This is a genomic window from Sulfuricella sp. (assembly GCF_035531155.1).
Lineage (GTDB): Bacteria > Pseudomonadota > Gammaproteobacteria > Burkholderiales > Sulfuricellaceae > Sulfuricella.
This window is the reverse complement of record NZ_DATKTK010000070.1, coordinates 1-17,125: the sequence shown is the minus strand read 5'-3', so window position 1 is coordinate 17,125 and position 17,125 is coordinate 1. Positions and strand designations below refer to the sequence as shown.

Annotated in this window: 15 protein-coding genes and 1 pseudogene; 9 read left to right on the top strand and 7 right to left on the bottom strand. The window is 59.0% G+C overall.

The genetic code is table 11. The annotated features are described in order from the left end of the window. Window positions 1-1,109: IS4 family transposase (locus VMV64_RS17185; protein ID WP_325332602.1), on the bottom strand; the 1,109-nt coding region annotated here is incomplete at its 3' end. A gap of 228 nt (window positions 1,110-1,337) precedes the next feature. On the opposite strand from VMV64_RS17185, the gene VMV64_RS17180 reads away from it, so the two are divergent. Beyond that, the gene (locus tag VMV64_RS17180; RefSeq protein ID WP_325332601.1) at window positions 1,338-1,520 is read left to right on the top strand and encodes a hypothetical protein; all 183 of its coding nucleotides are present in this window, start codon (window positions 1,338-1,340) and stop codon (window positions 1,518-1,520) included. A gap of 454 nt (window positions 1,521-1,974) precedes the next feature. After that, a complete protein-coding gene (locus tag VMV64_RS17175; protein WP_325332599.1) occupies window positions 1,975-3,435 on the top strand; it encodes a DUF853 domain-containing protein in 1,461 nt (486 codons plus the stop codon). A gap of 24 nt (window positions 3,436-3,459) precedes the next feature. Here VMV64_RS17175 and VMV64_RS17170 read toward each other — a convergent pair whose 3' ends face one another. The 6 genes from VMV64_RS17170 to VMV64_RS17145 form a co-directional block, all read right to left on the bottom strand. Further along, window positions 3,460-3,882 (bottom strand): VOC family protein, encoded by a 423-nt coding sequence (locus VMV64_RS17170; protein WP_325332597.1) that lies wholly within the window; start codon window positions 3,880-3,882, stop codon window positions 3,460-3,462. 69 nt (window positions 3,883-3,951) lie between these two features. After that, window positions 3,952-4,359, bottom strand: coding sequence for a VOC family protein (locus VMV64_RS17165; protein WP_325332595.1), 408 nt, complete (start codon window positions 4,357-4,359; stop codon window positions 3,952-3,954). Between the two features lie 42 nt (window positions 4,360-4,401). Continuing rightward, window positions 4,402-4,917, bottom strand: a complete 516-nt coding sequence (locus VMV64_RS17160; RefSeq protein ID WP_325332593.1) for a DUF302 domain-containing protein — start codon at window positions 4,915-4,917, stop codon at window positions 4,402-4,404. A gap of 141 nt (window positions 4,918-5,058) precedes the next feature. Next, window positions 5,059-5,253, bottom strand: coding sequence for a DUF1059 domain-containing protein (locus VMV64_RS17155; RefSeq protein ID WP_325332591.1), 195 nt, complete (start codon window positions 5,251-5,253; stop codon window positions 5,059-5,061). A gap of 98 nt (window positions 5,254-5,351) precedes the next feature. Next, window positions 5,352-6,983, bottom strand: a complete 1,632-nt coding sequence (locus VMV64_RS17150) for an alpha-D-glucose phosphate-specific phosphoglucomutase (protein WP_325332589.1) — start codon at window positions 6,981-6,983, stop codon at window positions 5,352-5,354. 92 nt (window positions 6,984-7,075) lie between these two features. Next, the gene (locus VMV64_RS17145) at window positions 7,076-7,654 is read right to left on the bottom strand and encodes a gamma carbonic anhydrase family protein (protein WP_325332587.1); all 579 of its coding nucleotides are present in this window, start codon (window positions 7,652-7,654) and stop codon (window positions 7,076-7,078) included. A gap of 73 nt (window positions 7,655-7,727) precedes the next feature. Between VMV64_RS17145 and VMV64_RS17140 the strand changes: the two genes are divergently transcribed. The 7 genes and pseudogenes from VMV64_RS17140 to VMV64_RS17110 form a co-directional block, all read left to right on the top strand. Next, entirely contained in the window at window positions 7,728-9,758 is a 2,031-nt protein-coding gene (locus VMV64_RS17140) for a M3 family metallopeptidase (protein ID WP_325332585.1), read from the top strand. 295 nt (window positions 9,759-10,053) lie between these two features. Next, window positions 10,054-10,548: a TIGR04211 family SH3 domain-containing protein gene (locus VMV64_RS17135; protein ID WP_325332583.1), complete on the top strand. Its 495-nt coding sequence runs from the start codon at window positions 10,054-10,056 to the stop codon at window positions 10,546-10,548. Continuing rightward, complete coding sequence (locus tag VMV64_RS17130) at window positions 10,545-11,096, top strand: glutaredoxin family protein (protein WP_325332581.1); 552 nt, start codon at window positions 10,545-10,547, stop codon at window positions 11,094-11,096. The genes VMV64_RS17135 and VMV64_RS17130 overlap by 4 nt, the downstream gene beginning before the upstream one ends. 178 nt (window positions 11,097-11,274) lie before the next feature. Next, entirely contained in the window at window positions 11,275-13,056 is a 1,782-nt protein-coding gene (locus VMV64_RS17125) for an ATP-binding protein (protein ID WP_414718922.1), read from the top strand. After that, the gene (locus VMV64_RS17120; RefSeq protein ID WP_325332604.1) at window positions 13,046-14,416 is read left to right on the top strand and encodes a sigma-54 dependent transcriptional regulator; all 1,371 of its coding nucleotides are present in this window, start codon (window positions 13,046-13,048) and stop codon (window positions 14,414-14,416) included. The genes VMV64_RS17125 and VMV64_RS17120 overlap by 11 nt, the downstream gene beginning before the upstream one ends. A 145-nt stretch (window positions 14,417-14,561) precedes the next feature. Further along, on the top strand, window positions 14,562-15,875 hold the full coding sequence (locus VMV64_RS17115; RefSeq protein ID WP_325332577.1) for an ethylbenzene dehydrogenase-related protein: 1,314 nt from the start codon (window positions 14,562-14,564) through the stop codon (window positions 15,873-15,875). A gap of 104 nt (window positions 15,876-15,979) precedes the next feature. After that, window positions 15,980-17,125: pseudogene (locus tag VMV64_RS17110) on the top strand (cytochrome C); the annotation flags it as partial.

Below are 17,125 nucleotides of genomic sequence, written 5' to 3'. Positions count from 1 at the left end.
GGCTGCAAGGCGCATGAAATAAGGGTTTTCTCAAAAACCGAGACCGACAAAATCTGTAGCAAAGTGTAGAGCGAGGCATTGAGATGAAGCTCCTTTTTAACGATGGCGATCAGCACGTAGGTGGACACGGCGCACCAGATTTGCGTCTTCACCGCGTTCTCGCTGGTGCCCAAAAAACGCTTGATGCGCAGGTGTTGCTTGATCCATTTGAAGAACAACTCCACCTGCCAGCGGCTCTTGTACAGCGCGGCAATAGTCAATGGCGGCAGCGTCGTATTGTTGGTCAGAAACACCAGCGTCTTGCCCGACTCGGGGTCTTTGAATCGGATGCGCCGCAAATGCTCGGGATAGTCCTTGGATACGTAAAAACCGTTGAGTCGAATAGCCTGATCGCAGATCACTCCCGTGGTTCGGTCGGTCTTGGTCGCGTACACGCGCCGGGCGTTCATACCGCGTTTGGCTCGGGTCACAAAGAACGCTCCTGCCTGATGCAGCTTGAAGAGCCTGCCGAAGTCCAGGTAGCCCCGATCCATCACGTAAAATGCCCCCGCTTCGATGGGCAAGATGTCGAGCACCTTGACATCGCCCATCTTGCCGTCGCTGATGTGAATGAAGGCGGGGATCGCCCCACGCAAATCCAGCAGCGTGTGCATCTTCACCGCCGCCTTGGTCGAACGAAACGGCGCCCAGTCGAACAGACTCAAACACAGGTCGATGGTGGTCGAGTCCAGAGCGTAGACCGTCGCATCGAGCTCCAGGCCTGTCGGTTCTTTGGTGTAGAGGTCGCGGGCTCGCACGATCAGGCGCATGGCCAGCGCGTGATAAATGCGCCAGTCGCGCTGATTCAGTGCGTCCGAGAGCGTGGCTCTGGCGGGCACACCGCTCAAGCCCATGTGAAACAGTTTGGCCTGGTTGGCGGCCAGACAGGACTCGATGTCGCGCAAAGACTCGCGCCACGTCAATTGCGAGAAAGCCATCACGCGAAACAAATCGGCGCAGTCCAAGGTGCGCACCCCCGCATCGCCACCGTGACGGTCGATGATGCGTCCAAAGGTCTTCCACGGCACGTACTCCATGACTTGCGCAAACAGCGTCTTGCCCACGTTCATGCATCACCCCAGGTTCATCAAACCCGAAAGGATCGCAAATGTTGATTCCAAAATTCAAATCGTGGACACCCCTGAATCGCTCAAAACCGGCTTTAATATTGGCTCTACAGTATGCATAGCCCAATTTAACCGGACACTACTGACTTCCACTATGGATCAAATACCGGGTTTTTGCCACCCTAGCGATGTTCACGTTAATGGCTCGTCCGGGGCATCGGAAACCGTTTCATGACCACCCCGGAAACCCTCTGGAAACAGGCGCGCAGGTTGCTGCGTGCAGAGCGTATCGGCTTGCTTTCCACGCTTTCCCACAAGCTCGGCGGCTACCCGTTCGGTTCGGCGGTATCCACCCTGACCGATCATGAAGCCCGGCCGTTGAATCAATGGGGTCAGACTCGATTGATTTTCTGACCCCATTGATTTGATTGATACTTCTTTATGACAATTCCCACTATAGGTCTTTGGTCGGGTGGTTACAAGAGGTGCTGGGTTTTGAGTGCGCTGCGCGCAGATGCTTAGATGCCGGGGGCTGCCCGGCAGCAGGTTACTTTATTTTGCTTGCCCAAAATACAAGTAACCAAACAAAAGGGCACCCCGCCGCACCGGCCCTCCGGGCTTCCCTCGGTTTTCCGGGCAAATCGGGCGGCCGCGTTAAACTCGGCCTTCGGCCTCAGACAAACGCAGCCGACTGCCCCCGCTTCACCCGGAAAGCCGAGGCGGTGCAGAGGGGGAACCGGGTGGTGTGCATAGAGTGTCGATTCTCTTCAAGGGGAGGTTATAGTGGGGATGGGGTTGGGTTTAGCTTGCCATTAAAATCGATTTGGTTAAACTCAATTGATTGATCTTCTGATGAGGTAGTTAAGACATGACAGAACCCATCCTGATTGCCAAAGATAGCGCGGAGCTCTACCTGTTACCCAAAATGGCTAACCGGCACGGCCTGATCACCGGCGCAACCGGGACGGGGAAGACCGTTACCCTGCAAGTGCTGGCTGAAAATTTCAGCCGTATCGGCGTGCCGGTCTTCATGTCCGACATCAAGGGTGATCTCTCCGGCATCAGCCAGCCCGGCAAGGAAAACCCGAAGATCCGCGAACGTATCGAGAAATTGGGGTTGGGAGAGTTTGCCTTCAGCGGCTCCCCGGTCACCTTCTGGGACGTGTTCGGCGAGATGGGGCACCCGGTGCGCACCACCATTTCCGACATGGGGCCTTTGCTGATCGGTCGCATGCTCAACCTGAACGACACCCAGCAAGGCGTGCTCACGCTGGTGTTCAAGATTGCCGACGAAAACGGCATGCTCCTGCTGGATATGAAAGACCTGCGTGCGATGCTGCAATACGTCGGGGACAGCGCCAAGGAGTTCACCACCACTCACGGCAATATCTCCACTGCCAGCGTTGGCGCCATCCAGCGCGGCTTGCTCACGCTGGAAAGCCAGGGCGGAGAACGCCTGTTCGGCGAGCCGGCATTGAATATTGACGACTTGATGCAAACCGATAGCCAGGGCCGCGGCATGGTGAATATTCTCAGCGCCGACAAGCTGATGAATGCGCCCAGTGTGTACGCCACCTTCCTGCTTTGGCTGCTGGCCGAAATGTTCGAAAATCTGCCGGAAGTGGGCGATGCCGACAAACCCAAGCTGGTGTTCTTCTTCGACGAGGCCCACCTGCTGTTCGCTGATGCACCGGATGCGCTGTTGCAGAAAGTCGAACAGGTGGTGCGCCTGATCCGTTCCAAAGGAGTGGGGGTGTACTTCGTCAGCCAGAATCCGGCGGATATCCCGGATAACGTGCTGGGCCAGCTGGGCAACCGCGTGCAGCATGCGCTGCGCGCCTTCACTCCGCGTGACCAGAAAGCCGTGCGCGCCGCCGCCGAAACCATGCGCGAAAACCCGGCACTGGACGAAGAAGCCGCCATCACCGAACTCGGCGTGGGCGAAGCCCTGGTTTCGATGCTGGACGAAAAAGGCCGCCCCACCGTGGTGGAGCGCGCATTTATCCTGCCACCCCATGGGCAGATCGGCCCGATCGACGCGACAACGCGTGCCACCATCATGCAAAATTCGCTGCTTGCCGGGCATTACGAAAAAGCGGTCGACCGCGAATCGGCTTACGAGATTTTGAAGGCGCGTGCCGAACAGGCGGCAGTGGAACAACAAGCCGCAGCCGAGGTGAAAGCCCAGAAAGCCGAAGCGGGTTCAGGACGGCAAACCGTGGTTGAAGCACTTGTCAAAAGCACCGTCCGCGCTATTGGCAGCCAGCTCGGCCGCGAAATCCTGCGCGGGGTGATGGGGTCGATACTGGGAGGTGGGCGCAGGCGTTAGCCAGGGCTGCCCGCCAACCCTCCCTCAATCCTGGATTACCCACTGGGGATTCCATACGACTTCCCACAGATGCTGATCAGGGTCCTGAAAGTAACCGGCGTAACCGCCCCAGAAGATTTCTTGAGCAGGCTTCACGATAACGGCGCCGGCATTTTTCGCTTGCTCCATAACCGCGTTGACTTCGGCTTTCGACGAGACGTTATGCCCGAGAGTGAGTTCGGTAGGACTTGGGCTGGTCAGGGGCAGGCCTGAATCATGGGAAAGGCTCTTGCGTGGCCAGATCGCCAGTTTCAGGCCGGCCTGCAAGTCAAAAAAGGCCACCGCTCCGTGTTCGAACTCCTTGCCGATAATGCCTTCCGTCTTCAAGCCGAGGCCGTCACGATAGAACCGAAGCGACCGCTCCAAGTCGTCAACGCCTAGGGTAATGACCGTAATTCGAGCTTTCATGCGTGATCTCTCTATGAGGGATAACGAGGTTTTAGAAAACCAATTTCATTGCAAAAAACATGTTACAAGTTAACCTTGGCTTATTGCGCTGGGTTCCATGAAGATGAGTTCCCAAATGTGCCCGTCCAGATTCTGAAAACCATGACCATACATAAAACCGTGGTCTTGCGGTTCGTTGTAGGTTGAGCCGCCGGCGGCGACTGCCTTGTGAACCATTTCATCGACTTCAGGCCGGCTTGCTAAAGATAAACACACGAGGACTTCCGTGCTTTTCGTGGCATCGCAGATTTCTTTCGGAGTGGAAGTCTTGAACTTCTCTTCGGTCAGAAGCATGACGAATATGTCTGCAGCCACAATCATGCAAGTGGCGGTTTCGTCGGTAAACTGGGGATTGAAGGTGAAGCCGAGTTGGGTAAAGAACTCCACGGACTTGTTGAGATCCTTTACCGGGGGATTCACGAAAATCTGGGTAGCCATGTTTTCTCCATTGGGGTAATTTGACCCGTGCTGGGTGTAGGACTACAGGTCCCCGGCCGCACCGGCATCCATGATGGATTGCAGGGTGTCGCGCACCTGGATTCCCTGGGCCTTGATCTCCGGGGGAAGATTGGCCGATTGCAAAAACAGGTCGATATTCATCATCACTAGCCACGTCTGGCCCTTGGCGTCCTCGATGATCGCGATGCGGCAGGGCAGATAGGCCGCGAAATTCAGGTCATGATCGACCATGGTTTTGGCGATCAGGGCATCGCAAAACTGGTAAATTTCCATGCGTCGTTGCGGCTTGTCGGTCATCGCCTCGATTTGCTTTGAAAGAGGGAGCTCGGCTACCAGCTTGAAATTGAGCGCATTGGCGCGGAGCTTCATCGAAGTGACCGCATCGTCAAAGCTAACCCCCTTCTGCAGGGGTTTCTTGATGACGGTTTGGGCTATGGTCAGTTGCGGGGCTTTGCCGACCTGCTTTGCGGCATTTGACGCAGCGGGGAAAAAGCTTGCCGCTACGAGGGAAAGCGCGAGAAGAAGGAGCTTGAACATGATAGGCATCCTCGGCCTGTAAATCAGGGAAAGCGGGTTTGCAGGGAGATGGATTTTGCGTGCGCTACGCGCAGATGTTCAGCCGCCGGGCTGCCCCGGGCAATAATCCGCGCGAAGCGCACACTCTAACGGTTCGGGTAACTAAGCTGGCGGATTGCCCTCTTTGATGAGCTCGCGTACCTGCTTGCGGAACTCAGGCGTGTCTTTTTCCTTGTGCACGGCCACCCCGTGTTGGGTGGCCGCTTCGACCAGTTCATCTTCGCTGTCCGCTGCTATGGTGACGGTGCAATTCATTTCGCTCGGATAATCCCGACAATCGATGTATTTGCGTGCCATGGTGCTCTCCTTTCTGAGTGAAAACTGTGGAATAAAACGGGATGAGCCACAGTTGATTACTCAGTATAGTCAGCCATGCAAAAATTTTTTGTGTCTGGTTAAGTTACCACCGTCGGCTGCTCGCGCCCAGTGCGCTGCTTCAGTTGCGACAGGTCGTGGGCGATATCGATCAGTCCGGCAAGCGTCTGTTGAGCATCGATCCGATGTTTGGCAGGGTCGGGTTCGAACGCTTCGAGGTAGAACCGCAGCGTAGCGCCTTCGGTGCCGGTGCCGGAGAGGCGGAAAACGATGCGCGAACCGTCTTCGAAGACGATGCGCAGGCCCTGGCCGGTACTCAGGCTGCCGTCGATCGGGTCGGTATAGCTGAAATCGTCGCAGAATTTTATCTGATAGCTGCCGAAACGCTGGCCCGGCAGTTCGGCGAACCGGCTTTTCAGGTGGGCCATGACGCTGGCGGCCGCAGCGGACGGCAAGCCTTCGTAATCGTGCCGAGTATAGACGTTGCGGCCGTATTCCGCCCAGTGGCGATGGACGATGTCTTCCACCGACTGGCGGCGGCTGGCCAGGATGTTGAGCCAGAACAGCACCGCCCACAGGCCGTCCTTTTCGCGTACATGGCTGGAGCCGGTGCCGAAACTCTCCTCGCCGCACAGGGTGACCTTGCCGGCATCCATCAGGTTGCCGAAGAACTTCCAGCCGGTGGGGGTTTCGTAGCAGGGAATGCCGAGCTTGGCGGCGACCCGGTCGGCCGCTGCGCTGGTCGGCATGGAGCGCGCCACGCCCGCCAGTCCCGCCGCATAGCCGGGTGCCAGCGCGGCATTGGCGGCAATGATGGCGAGGCTGTCGGAGGGGGTGACGAAGAAGCCCCGCCCCAGAATCATGTTGCGGTCGCCGTCGCCGTCGGATGCGGCGCCGAAATCGGGCGCCTCCTTGCCGTACATGATCTCCACCAGTTGATGGGCGTAAGTCAGGTTGGGGTCGGGGTGGCCTTGGCCGAAGTCGGGCAAGGGCACGCCGTTGATGACGCTGCCGGCCGGCGCGCCCAGGCTTTTTTCGAGGATTTCCCGGGCATACGGGCCGGTGACCGCATGCATGGCGTCGAAGCACAGCCGGAAGCCTCCGCTGATCAGTGCACGGATGGTGGCGAAGTCGAACAGGGATTCCATCAGCTCGGCGTAGTCGGCCACCGGGTCGATGACTTCGACTTGCATCTCGCCCAGGGTGTAGTTGCCCGTCTGGTCGAGCGCCACGTCAGGGGCTTCCGCCACGCGGTAGCGGGCCAGTTCCTTGCTGCGCGCATAGATCGCGTCGGTGATCTTCTCCGGCGCGGGGCCGCCGTTGGCGGTGTTGTACTTGATGCCGAAATCGCCGTCGGGGCCGCCCGGGTTGTGGCTGGCCGACAGGATGATGCCGCCGTAGGTCGAGTATTTGCGGATCACGCAGGAGGCCGCCGGGGTGGAAAGGATGCCGCCCTGGCCCACCAGCACTTTGCCGAAGCCGTTCGCCGCCGCCATCTTGAGGATGATCTGGATCGCCTCGCGGTTGTAGTAGCGGCCGTCGCCGCCGAGCACCAGGGTGCTGCCGGCCGGTGCGGCGATGGTGTCGAAAATCGACTGGACGAAGTTTTCCAGGTAGTGCGCCGACTGGAACACCGTGACCTTCTTGCGCAGGCCCGAAGTGCCGGGCTTCTGGTCGGAGAATGGGGTGGTGGGGGTAATTCGGATATTCATTAAACTCACCAAATACCTAAAATCATAATCTAACCGCAAAGGCGCGAAGGCGCAAAGAAAGCGGGTTTTATTCTGTTATTCATCTTTGCGTCTTAGCGCCTTTGCGGTAATGGTTCGGTTTCACCCTGCCGGTGGTTGTTCGCCAGCCTGACGTAGTGGGCGGCGGAATAGGCAAAGTGCGCCAGCTCTTCCGCGCTGAGCGGCCGCAACTGTTTCGCGGGTCGGCCCAGGTATAAATAACCGCTCTCCAGCACCTTTCCCTCCGGCACCAGGCTGCCTGCACCCAGCAGCACGCGCGGCTGCAGCACGACCTTGTCCATCACGATCGAGCCCATGCCGATCAGGCATTCGTCGCCGATCTCGCAGCCGTGCAGGATGACGTTGTGGCCCACTGTCACCCGGTCGCCGATGATCAGCGCTGCGCCGCTGTCGGGGCTGTCCGGGCGGCGGTGGCTGACGTGCAGGGTGCACAGATCCTGGATGTTGGTTTCGTCGCCGATGCGGATGAAATTGACGTCGCCGCGCACGACTGTATTGCACCACACCGAGGCGCGTTCGCCGATCGCCACGTCGCCGATGACCTGGGCGCTGGGATGGATCCAGGCCGAGGCTGCGATTTTTGGGGTGCTGCCCTGATAGGGCGCGATGTTGGAGCCGACTTGATTTTGCATGATCCCGGGCCAATATGGGGTAGATGCCCATAGTATAATCCGTTCCCGTTTTGCCTAACCAGAGACCTTACCCATGAATCCTTTGCTCGACTTCTCCGGCCTGCCCCGTTTTCCTGAGATCAAACCCGAACACGTCACGCCTGCGGTGGACGCCCTGCTGGCGGAAAACCGCGCTTTGGTGGACAGACTGGCGGCAGAAGCCGCGGCGCCGTGCTGGGACAGTTTCGTGCAGCCGCTGGAGGATGCCAACGAGCGTCTGTCCCGTGCCTGGGGCCAGGTTTCCCACCTGAATGCGGTGATGAACAGCCCGGAGTTGCGCGAGGTGTACAACGAAAATCTGCCGAAGATTACCGCCTACTACGCCGACCTGTCGCAGAACCTGGCGCTGTTCGGGAAATTCAAGGCCTTGCGCGGCGCCCCGGCATTCGAAGCGCTGTCCGCCCCGCGCAAGAAAATCATCGACAACGAAGTGCGCGATTTCCGCTTGGGCGGCGCGGAGCTGGCCGAGGACAAGAAGCCGCGCTTCAAGGCGATCCAGGAGGAACTGTCGGCGCTGTCTGCCCGGTTCGAGGAAAACCTGCTCGATGCGACCAATGATTTCGGCCTGTTCGTCAAAAACGAGTCCGAACTGGCCGGGATTCCCGCCGATGCCTTGCAGGCGGCGCGCGAAGCGGCGCAGAAGGACGACAAGCCGGGCTGGAAATTCACCTTGCATGCGCCGTCCTATATGCCGGTGATGCAGTACGCGGAAAACCGCGGCCTGCGCGAGCAGATCTACCGCGCCTATGTGACGCGGGCTTCCGAGTTCGGCAAGGCTGAGTGGGACAATACCGGGCTGGTCGCGGATATCCTCAGGCTGCGTCGGGAAGCGGCGCAACTGCTCGGCTTCGATCATTACGCCAATGTTTCGCTCTCCACCAAGATGGCGCAGTCGCCGCAGCAGGTGCTGGATTTCCTCGGCGATCTGGCAACGCGGGCAAAACCTTATGCCGAGCGGGATTTCAGGGAGCTGACGGAGTTCGCCCGCGACGAGCTGGGCCTGGACGAATTGCAGGCGTGGGACGCGGCTTATGCGGCGGAAAAATTGCGCCTGAAGCGCTACGCCTTCTCCGATAATGAGGTGAAGCAATATTTCCCGGAAACCGTCGTGCTGCCCGGCATGTTCAAGGTGGTGGAAACGCTCTACGGCCTGAGCATCAAGCAAACTCCAGCGCCGGTGTGGCACGACGATGTGCGTTTCTACACCCTGAGCGACAGCAAGGGCGAGCCGGTCGGCCAGTTCTACCTCGACCTTTATGCCCGCGACCACAAGCGCGGCGGCGCCTGGATGGACGATGCCATCACCCGGCGCAGGAAAGACGGCGCGGTCCAGGTGCCGGTGGCCTACCTGAATTGCAACTTTTCCGCCCCGGTCGGCGGCAAGCCGGCGCTGTTCACCCACGACGAGGTGATCACCCTGTTCCACGAATTCGGCCACGGCCTGCACCACCTGCTCACCCGCATCGAGGATCTGGGCGTGTCCGGCATCAGCGGGGTGGAGTGGGATGCGGTGGAACTGCCCAGCCAGTTCATGGAGAACTTCTGCTGGGAGTGGGAAGTGGTGCGCCACATGGCGAAGCATGTGGATACGGGAGCGGTTTTGCCGCGTTCGCTGTTCGACAAGATGATCGACGCCAAGAACTTCCAGAGCGGCATGCAGACCGTGCGCCAGATCGAGTTCTCGCTGTTCGACATGCATCTGCACTACGATTTCGATCCGGATAGCGGCAAGACGGCATTGCAGCTGCTGGACGAAATCCGCCGCCGCGTCGCGGTGATGATCCCGCCCGACTACAACCGCTTTCCCAACAATTTCTCGCACATTTTCGCCGGCGGCTACGGGGCGGGGTACTACAGCTACAAGTGGGCGGAAGTGCTGTCGGCGGACGCCTACAGCCTGTTCGAGGAAAGCGGCGTGCTCAGCCCGGAAGCCGGTCACCGTTTCTGGAGCGAGATCCTCGGCGTGGGCGGCAGCCGTACCGCGCTGGAATCGTTCACCGCATTTCGCGGCCGCGAGCCGAGCATCGATGCGCTGTTAAGGCATAACGGCATGACCGGGATTTGAGCCAGCGGATTAAACCTAGAAAAAGCTTTTAACCACGAATTTACACGAATCCGCCCACGAATGTTCACGAATAATCGGTTAGTTAGTGTTGATAAACTGATTCACCTGTTTGGTGCCAAAAGTAGGCGCCTCCAGGCGACACGATGATTGCCTCTAACTATTCGTGTTTATTCGTGAACATTCGTGTCATTCGTGGTTAATCACCGTTTTTAGATTGAACCGCCAAATAAAAAGCTTGATTTTTTGGTTTTATCTGTGATATTACTTAAACATGTTCATATAACAAGTTGAGCAGATGAAGATTTTTCTGTTTTTTGTGATGTTGATGTGGGGCGGGATGGCAACGGCTCAAACGGCGTTGGTGACCGATGCCGCACGCGTCAACATGCGCAGCGGCAAGGCAGAAAACTACCGCTTGATCAGGGTGTTGCCTCCGAGCACTGAAGTACAAGTGATCGAGATCGATCAGGATTATGCGAAAGTCAAAGCGGCCGATGGAGAGACAGGCTGGGTGCTGCTCAAGCTCCTGACTATCCGCAAGACGGATGCGGAAAATGCCACTCAAAACCAGGCGGCACTTGAAGCCTCACAAAAAGAGCTGGTGACGGCGCGGGTGGAGTTGGCGAATCTGCAGCGCGAAATGGAGCAGACGCATAATCAGCCTGGGGCTAGCGCGCCGATTTCCTTTCTGCTGTTGTTGGCATTCGGCGCGTTTGCCGGCGGAGTGGTGATCGGTGTCCTGGCTCTCAGGGCTTATTACCGTAAACGTTTGCATGGACTTCGAATATGAAACTCGCCGTCTTTTTTTGCATTCTCTGCATGTTCGCGGTGTATTCGGCGCAATCTGCCTCCCTTTACCGGTGGGTGGACACCGATGGCAAAGTGCATTACACCGAACAGCCCCCGCCGCCTTCCGCGGCCAGGAAGGTCGAGGAAAAGACCATCGGTACACCGCCGGCGGATGACGGTCAGCTACCCTATGCTTCCCGCTTGGCGGCAAAGAATTTCCCGGTCACCTTGTACAATTCAGAGTGCGGCGATGCCTGCACCAAGGCGCGCGAACATCTGACCCAGCGCGGCGTCCCGTTCAACGAAAAAAATGCCGGCACGCCGGAAGTCCAGGTGGAGCTGAAGAAGCTGATTGGTGCACTGGAAGTGCCGGTCCTGGCGGTTGGCACGGTAACCCGCCTGAAGGGGTATGATCCTGCCGCCTGGAATACGGCGCTGGACGAGGCCGGCTATCCCAAGAGCGTCCCATTCCTGAGGCCCAAGCCGAAACAGCCGGCGGCAACCAAGAACGAGCAGAAACCTGCTGCTAATGGCGGCGTGGGCAAGTAGCGCGCCTGTTCGCGTTTCGTCGAATCCCAATCCTCTAAGTTAGCCTGAGAAGCCTGGCCGTTGCGTCAGGGCATGGCCCTGTTTGCCTTATTCGTGGGGTCCGCACAGAACTCAGGAGTATTCGGCCTTCGGCTATCGACGGTTGCAACCCACAGAACACAGGCGCACACTTTCAAGCGTGAAATCAGCATCTCTTGGCAAAAACCCCCGGCGTGTAAAGGCGGCCTTCATCTGGCCGTTCGCGATCGTGCTCACCTTCATCCTGGGAGCTTTTGCGGCGACGGCGTACTTCGTAGAGGTCCGGGTTCGCGACCGTGATCTTGCTGAACGCGTAGTTGCCGTGGCAAAACTGGTCGACCAGAAGCTCGGCAAGGATACGAATCTGATGCAGGCCGTGTTACGCACCATGATGGACAATCACGCCATCGAGACGGCGTTCGCCAGTCTCGACCGCGCCGCGCTGATACGCGAAGCCGGGCCACTGTTCGAGACCTTGCGCGCCGACCATCGCATCACGCATCTCTACTTCAACAACCCCGACCTGATCAACGTGCTGCGCTTGCATAGCCCAGGCGAGTTTGGCGATCTGATCGAGCGGGCGACGATGACCAAGGCGAGGGATCAGGAGAAAGCCGTGCACGGGCTCGAGCTGGGGCCGCTGGGGACGCTCACGTTGAGGCTGGTGACGCCATGGCGGGGTAGCGATGGCATTCTCGGCTATCTCGAGATCGGCGAAGAGATCGAGTATCTCGTGGAGGAAATCCGCGACAGCCTGTCGGTGGACTTGTTTGTGCTGGTAGACAAGCGTTTCCTGTTGCCACAACAATGGCATCACGGATTGGCTTTGCTCAACCGGCAAGGAAGTTGGGATCGCTTCGGCTCCCATGTGACGGTGGCGCAGACCGCCGGGCAAGTGCCATCTGCCCTGAACGACAACATCCTCGCCAGCCTGCGCGCAGGGGGTACCGAGGTATTCGAGGATGGCAACCGCGTGTTGCATCTGGCCATGCTGCCGCTTGATGATGCCGGAGGGCGCCGCATCGGTGACCTGGTGGTGATGCGCGACATCACGGCACTGCAAAAGACGTTTCTGAGCTCGGTCGCGGCGGTGACTTTGCTGAGCCTGCTCGCCGGCGCCGGTGTGTTGGGCCTTTTCTATTTCGCCCTCGACCGGGTAGAGCGCGATTACCAACGCCAGCACGATCTCGAGCACCAGCTTCTGCGCCTCGGCACCGAACATCAACGTATCCTGCAAGTTGAGAAGCTCTCCGCCCTGGGCACGATGGTCGGCGAGATCGCCCATCAGCTCAACAATCCCCTGGTCGGAGTGGTGAACCTTGCACAGCTGGCCGCGCGTGAAGCCGATGACCCGGTCCGAACCCGCGCACTGCTGACGGAGATACACCGTGCTGGCGAAGACTGTCACGCCTTTATTCAATCCATGCTCCGGTTTTCCAAGGTTTCCTGCTTCGAAAGCATGCCCACCCTCATGGCACAGGTGATCGAAGAGACCGTTCTGCTGTTTCGCCAGACCGAGAGCCGGCACTGTCCGGTAGAAACTCGACTGCCCGAGCAACCGGTCGTCCTCACCGTCGATCCGATCCTGATCCGGCACGCCCTCTTCAACCTGCTGCTCAACGCAGCCCAGGCAAGCGTCGATGAGGGTGCAATCGTCATCGCTCTCGAGCGAGCAGCGAGCCCGGACAGCGGCGCGCCAGGCTGGGTGCTCTCGGTTGCCGACCATGGCAAGGGCATAGACACGGACGTCATGGACAAAATATTTCTGCCTTTTTTCACCACCCGTAGCGACGGCACCGGCCTCGGGCTGCCGGTGGTGCAGCACGTGGCGCTGTTGCACGGTGGGACTGTGACCGCCACTAACCAGCCCGGTGGTGGCACGAAATTTGCAATCTGGTTACCGGAAGAGAACAAATCGGGTCAGCTTGAACATGGTGCCTAAAATTCTGGTCGTCGACGACGACCGCTACACCCGGACGCTCATCGAGCAAATGATGCGCAAGACCGCCGAAGTGCATCTGGCCGAGGACGGGGCGGCAGCGCGAAAATTGTTTGCCGCAGTGGATTTCAACCTGGTGCTGATGGATCAGCGCCTGCCCAGGGATAACGGGCTCGAACTGCTGCGCGAGTTCCGGGCGCGAAGGCCGAAGCTGGTGGCGATTCTGATCACCGGGTTCGCCGACGTGCGCGATGCAGTGGCGGCGGTGCGCGAAGGCCTGTTCGACTACCTGACCAAGCCGTTCGAAGACCTGGAGGCGCTGGAGGCGGTGATCGGCAAGGCGCTCGAGCTGGACCGTGCCTACCGTGAAATCGACAGCCTGCGCTCCCGCCTTGCGGCCGAGGGTGCGCCTGATGTCGTTGGCCAGTCGCCGGCCATGGAGCGGCTGCTGGGCCAGATCCGCCAAGTCGCCGGCCTGGATACCACCGTGCTGCTGGAGGGTGAAAGCGGCACCGGCAAGGATCTCATCGCCAAACTCATCCACGCCTGGAGCACGCGTTCCTCCAAGCCCTACCTCGAGGTCAACTGCGGAGGTTTGCCGGAGTCGTTGCTGGAAAGCCTGCTCTTCGGCTACGAGAAGGGCGCTTTTACTGGCGCCAGCCAGGCGAATCCCGGCTATTTCGAGAAGTCTCATGGCGGCAACCTGTTCCTCGACGAGATCGCCGACATGAGTCCCAAGCTGCAGAGCAGCCTGTTGCGCGTGCTGCAGGATCACAGCTTCACCCGGATCGGCAGCACCCAGCCGCGCACTACCGATTTCCGCCTGATCTGCGCCACCAACCGTCCCCTCGCCGGTGAAGTCAAGGCCGGACGCTTCCGCGAGGATCTGTACTATCGCATCAATGTGGTGGCGGTACGCCTGCCGCCCCTGCGCGAGCGGGAAGGCGATATCATCCGCCTGGCTGCCCACTTTCTCGATCACTACAATACCAAGTTCGGCAAGGAATGCGGCCCCTTCACACCGGCAGCGGTGCGCGCCCTGGAAGCCTGCCGCTGGCAGGGCAACGTTCGCGAGCTCCAGCATTGCATCGAACGCGTCGTCGCACTCCAGCCCGGCGGGGCCATCGACGCCATCCATCTCAGTCCGGCCACCGACCACCGACCCGAGGATGTCCACCCGGACAGCGCTGCCCCGGCGAAGGCTCTCGCTTACCAGGATGCCCGTGCCGAGTTCGAGCGAGAATACTTGCGCCGCCTGCTCGAAGCGGCCGGCGGCAATATCTCCGAAGCGGCTCGTTTCAGCGGGATTCCGCGCCAAAATCTTTATGTGCGAATGAAGCGCTGGGGTTTTGTCACCGATTAGTGACATCTGTCATGAATTAGTGACATTTCTATTGGATTTTTATATATATACAAGAAGTCAGAAAACCGGGCTAAAACTGCAGAATTGATGATGGCATAACCCTTGCTTGTTCTTGGTTACACCTTACTTACTGAAGGGGATTACCATGAACAAAAGCGCATTTATCCTGGCCTTTGCCGTCCTGACCGCAGGATCCGCCTTGGCCGCCGACCCGGCCAAGATCAACTGGACGAAAATTCCCGTAGTCAAAGTCCCGCTGTTCTATCCCGGTCAATCAACCTACGAATGGCTGCGTAGCGACGACCACAAGAATGCCGCGAATGAGGTCAAGCGCGGCGACGCCTGCCTGTCCTGTCATGACGAAGAAGATGCTGAAAAGGACATGGGCAACAAGATCGTGAAAGGCGGCCGACTGGAGCCCATGGCGGTACCGGGTAAGTCGGGCTACAAGGAACTCAAGGTACAGGCCGCGTACGACGACAAGAACGCCTATCTGCGCTTCCAGTGGAAAACCGACAACCCCTACCCTGGTACCGAACACCAATACCTGCGCTTCGATGGCAAGGAATGGAAAGTCTGGGGCTACCCCAAGCTGGACAAACCCGTGCAGGAAGGCAAGCAGCCCGGCATCTACGAAGACCGCATGTCGGTCATGCTCGACGATGGCAAGGTGGCCGGCTTTGCCCAGCAGGGCTGCTGGCTGACCTGCCATGACGGCGAGCGCGACAGCCGGAAACAGTTCACCAAGGAAGAAGTCGCCGCCAATCCTCTACTGACCGCGATCAAGAAGGGTGACGTGCGTAAATATCTGCCTGAAACCCGCACCGACCCGTCCGACTGGAAAACCGGCAAGACCGTGGAAGAAATTGCCAAGCTCAAGGCCGCAGGCTACTTCGTCGACCTGATCCAGTGGCGCGCGCACCGCAGCCACGCGGTCGGCATGGCCGACGACGGCTACGTGCTCGAATGGCGTCTAGGCGATGCCGGCAAGGACATGTTCAGCGGCAATGCCGACAAGGCAACCCATGCGCCCAAGTTCATGTGGGACGAAAAGAAAGTCGGCTACAAGTCCATCACCGCCGACCAGTTGCGCAAGGGCGACCATTTCCTGATTCGCGAGCAGAACGCGGTGCCGTTTGACCCGAATGCCGGCTGGAAGGAAGGCGACATGATTCCCGACTACATCACGAGCCGCGAGGATGCCAAGGGCTCGGCCGCCGACAACAACGCCATCTCCAGCTGGAAGGATGGCATGTGGACGGTAGTGTTGATTCGTCCGCTGGGTCTCACCAACGATGACGACAAGGCGTTGAAAGCCGGTGGCGTATACAACGTGGGCTTCGCCGTGCACGATGACAACATCACCACCCGCGGCCACCAGATTTCCTTCGAGAAAACACTGGGGCTCGGTGTCAAGAAGGGCACCAAGGTGGATATCAACGCCGTCAAGCTGCCGTAATCCGGTACCAACAGCCTGCCCGAGGTCTGGCGACCAGACCGGGGCAGGCTGTTCTTCGATGACACCGGTCGATCAACCAGCCGCATCTCAGCATCGGAAAAAACATGCGTACCAGTCAATTTGCTAAGTGGGTCATGGCAGCCGCTGCCTGCGTGGCGGGAGCCTTGGCGACCTTGCCAGTCACGGCCGCCGACATCCAAAAAGCTGCGCACGCATCGCAAACGCTAGACAACGCCACCTGCCAGACCTGCCACGACGGCAACAAGGGCAAACTCGAAGTACCAGGGGCCGATGGTAAAAACCGTCCCCTGCATGACATTGACCCGGACAAATACGGCCAGAGCGTGCACGCCAAGATGGAATGCGTCGATTGCCATAAGGAAATTACCGATAGTGCGGCCCCGCACAAGAAAGGCCCGGCGCAAAAGGTCGGCTGCGTGCAGTGTCACCAGGACTTGTGGGCGGCCGCCAAGAAGGAAAATAAAACCCAGGAAAAGCCGAGGCTGGGCGTGGTGGTACAGAACATCGAGGCCTACAAGAAATCCTTCCATGCCCGTCCGAATCAGGATAATCCGACGCAGGCCAATGCCACCTGCACCCAGTGCCACGATACGCACGGCTTCAACGTGCCGGTCGACAAGAAGAGCCCGGAATATGTTGCATGGCGCAAAGAGGTTCCCGCCCTGTGCGGCGAGAAATGCCACGACGAGCAACTCGAAACCTTCGCATCATCAGTGCATGGCAAGGAGGTTCTCGACAAGAACAATGCCAAGGCGCCTGTCTGCACTACTTGCCACACCAACCACGAGATCACCAATACCTCGCTGGATTCGTTCAAGCTCCTCAACAACGAGGCATGCGGCAGTTGCCACAAGGACCGGCTCAAATCCTACCGCGACACCTATCACGGCCAAGTCACCAAGCTGGGCTATACCGATACGGCCAAGTGCTACAACTGCCACGGCAGCCACGGCATACTGTCGGCGAAGGATCCCAAGTCCAAGGTGCACCCCGACAACCGCCTGAAGACCTGCCGGGAGTGTCATGATGGCAAGAAAAAGCAGCTGGCCACCGCTGGCTTTGCCACCTTCGCACCCCATGCCAATAGTCACGATTTCGCCAAGTATCCGCAGGTGTGGATCGCCGCCAAATTCATGATTGCCTTGCTCATCGGCGTATTCGCCTTCTTCTGGCTTCACTCGGGGCTCTGGTACTACCGCGAGTGGGAACGCAGCAAGGCAGGCGAGCAT

Bases quoted from the DNA above. Each gene is read 5' to 3' on its own strand.
- VMV64_RS17145 (WP_325332587.1), bottom strand. From the start codon at position 7,654: ATGCAAAATCAAGTCGGCTCCAACATCGCGCCCTATCAGGGCAGCACC.
- VMV64_RS17130 (WP_325332581.1), top strand. From the start codon at position 10,545: ATGAAACTCGCCGTCTTTTTTTGCATTCTCTGCATGTTCGCGGTGTAT.
- VMV64_RS17115 (WP_325332577.1), top strand. From the start codon at position 14,562: ATGAACAAAAGCGCATTTATCCTGGCCTTTGCCGTCCTGACCGCAGGA.
- VMV64_RS17175 (WP_325332599.1), top strand. From the start codon at position 1,975: ATGACAGAACCCATCCTGATTGCCAAAGATAGCGCGGAGCTCTACCTG.
- VMV64_RS17120 (WP_325332604.1), top strand. From the start codon at position 13,046: ATGGTGCCTAAAATTCTGGTCGTCGACGACGACCGCTACACCCGGACG.
- VMV64_RS17150 (WP_325332589.1), bottom strand. From the start codon at position 6,983: ATGAATATCCGAATTACCCCCACCACCCCATTCTCCGACCAGAAGCCC.
- VMV64_RS17180 (WP_325332601.1), top strand. From the start codon at position 1,338: ATGACCACCCCGGAAACCCTCTGGAAACAGGCGCGCAGGTTGCTGCGT.
- VMV64_RS17170 (WP_325332597.1), bottom strand. From the start codon at position 3,882: ATGAAAGCTCGAATTACGGTCATTACCCTAGGCGTTGACGACTTGGAG.
- VMV64_RS17160 (WP_325332593.1), bottom strand. From the start codon at position 4,917: ATGTTCAAGCTCCTTCTTCTCGCGCTTTCCCTCGTAGCGGCAAGCTTT.
- VMV64_RS17165 (WP_325332595.1), bottom strand. From the start codon at position 4,359: ATGGCTACCCAGATTTTCGTGAATCCCCCGGTAAAGGATCTCAACAAG.
- VMV64_RS17135 (WP_325332583.1), top strand. From the start codon at position 10,054: ATGAAGATTTTTCTGTTTTTTGTGATGTTGATGTGGGGCGGGATGGCA.
- VMV64_RS17140 (WP_325332585.1), top strand. From the start codon at position 7,728: ATGAATCCTTTGCTCGACTTCTCCGGCCTGCCCCGTTTTCCTGAGATC.
- VMV64_RS17155 (WP_325332591.1), bottom strand. From the start codon at position 5,253: ATGGCACGCAAATACATCGATTGTCGGGATTATCCGAGCGAAATGAAT.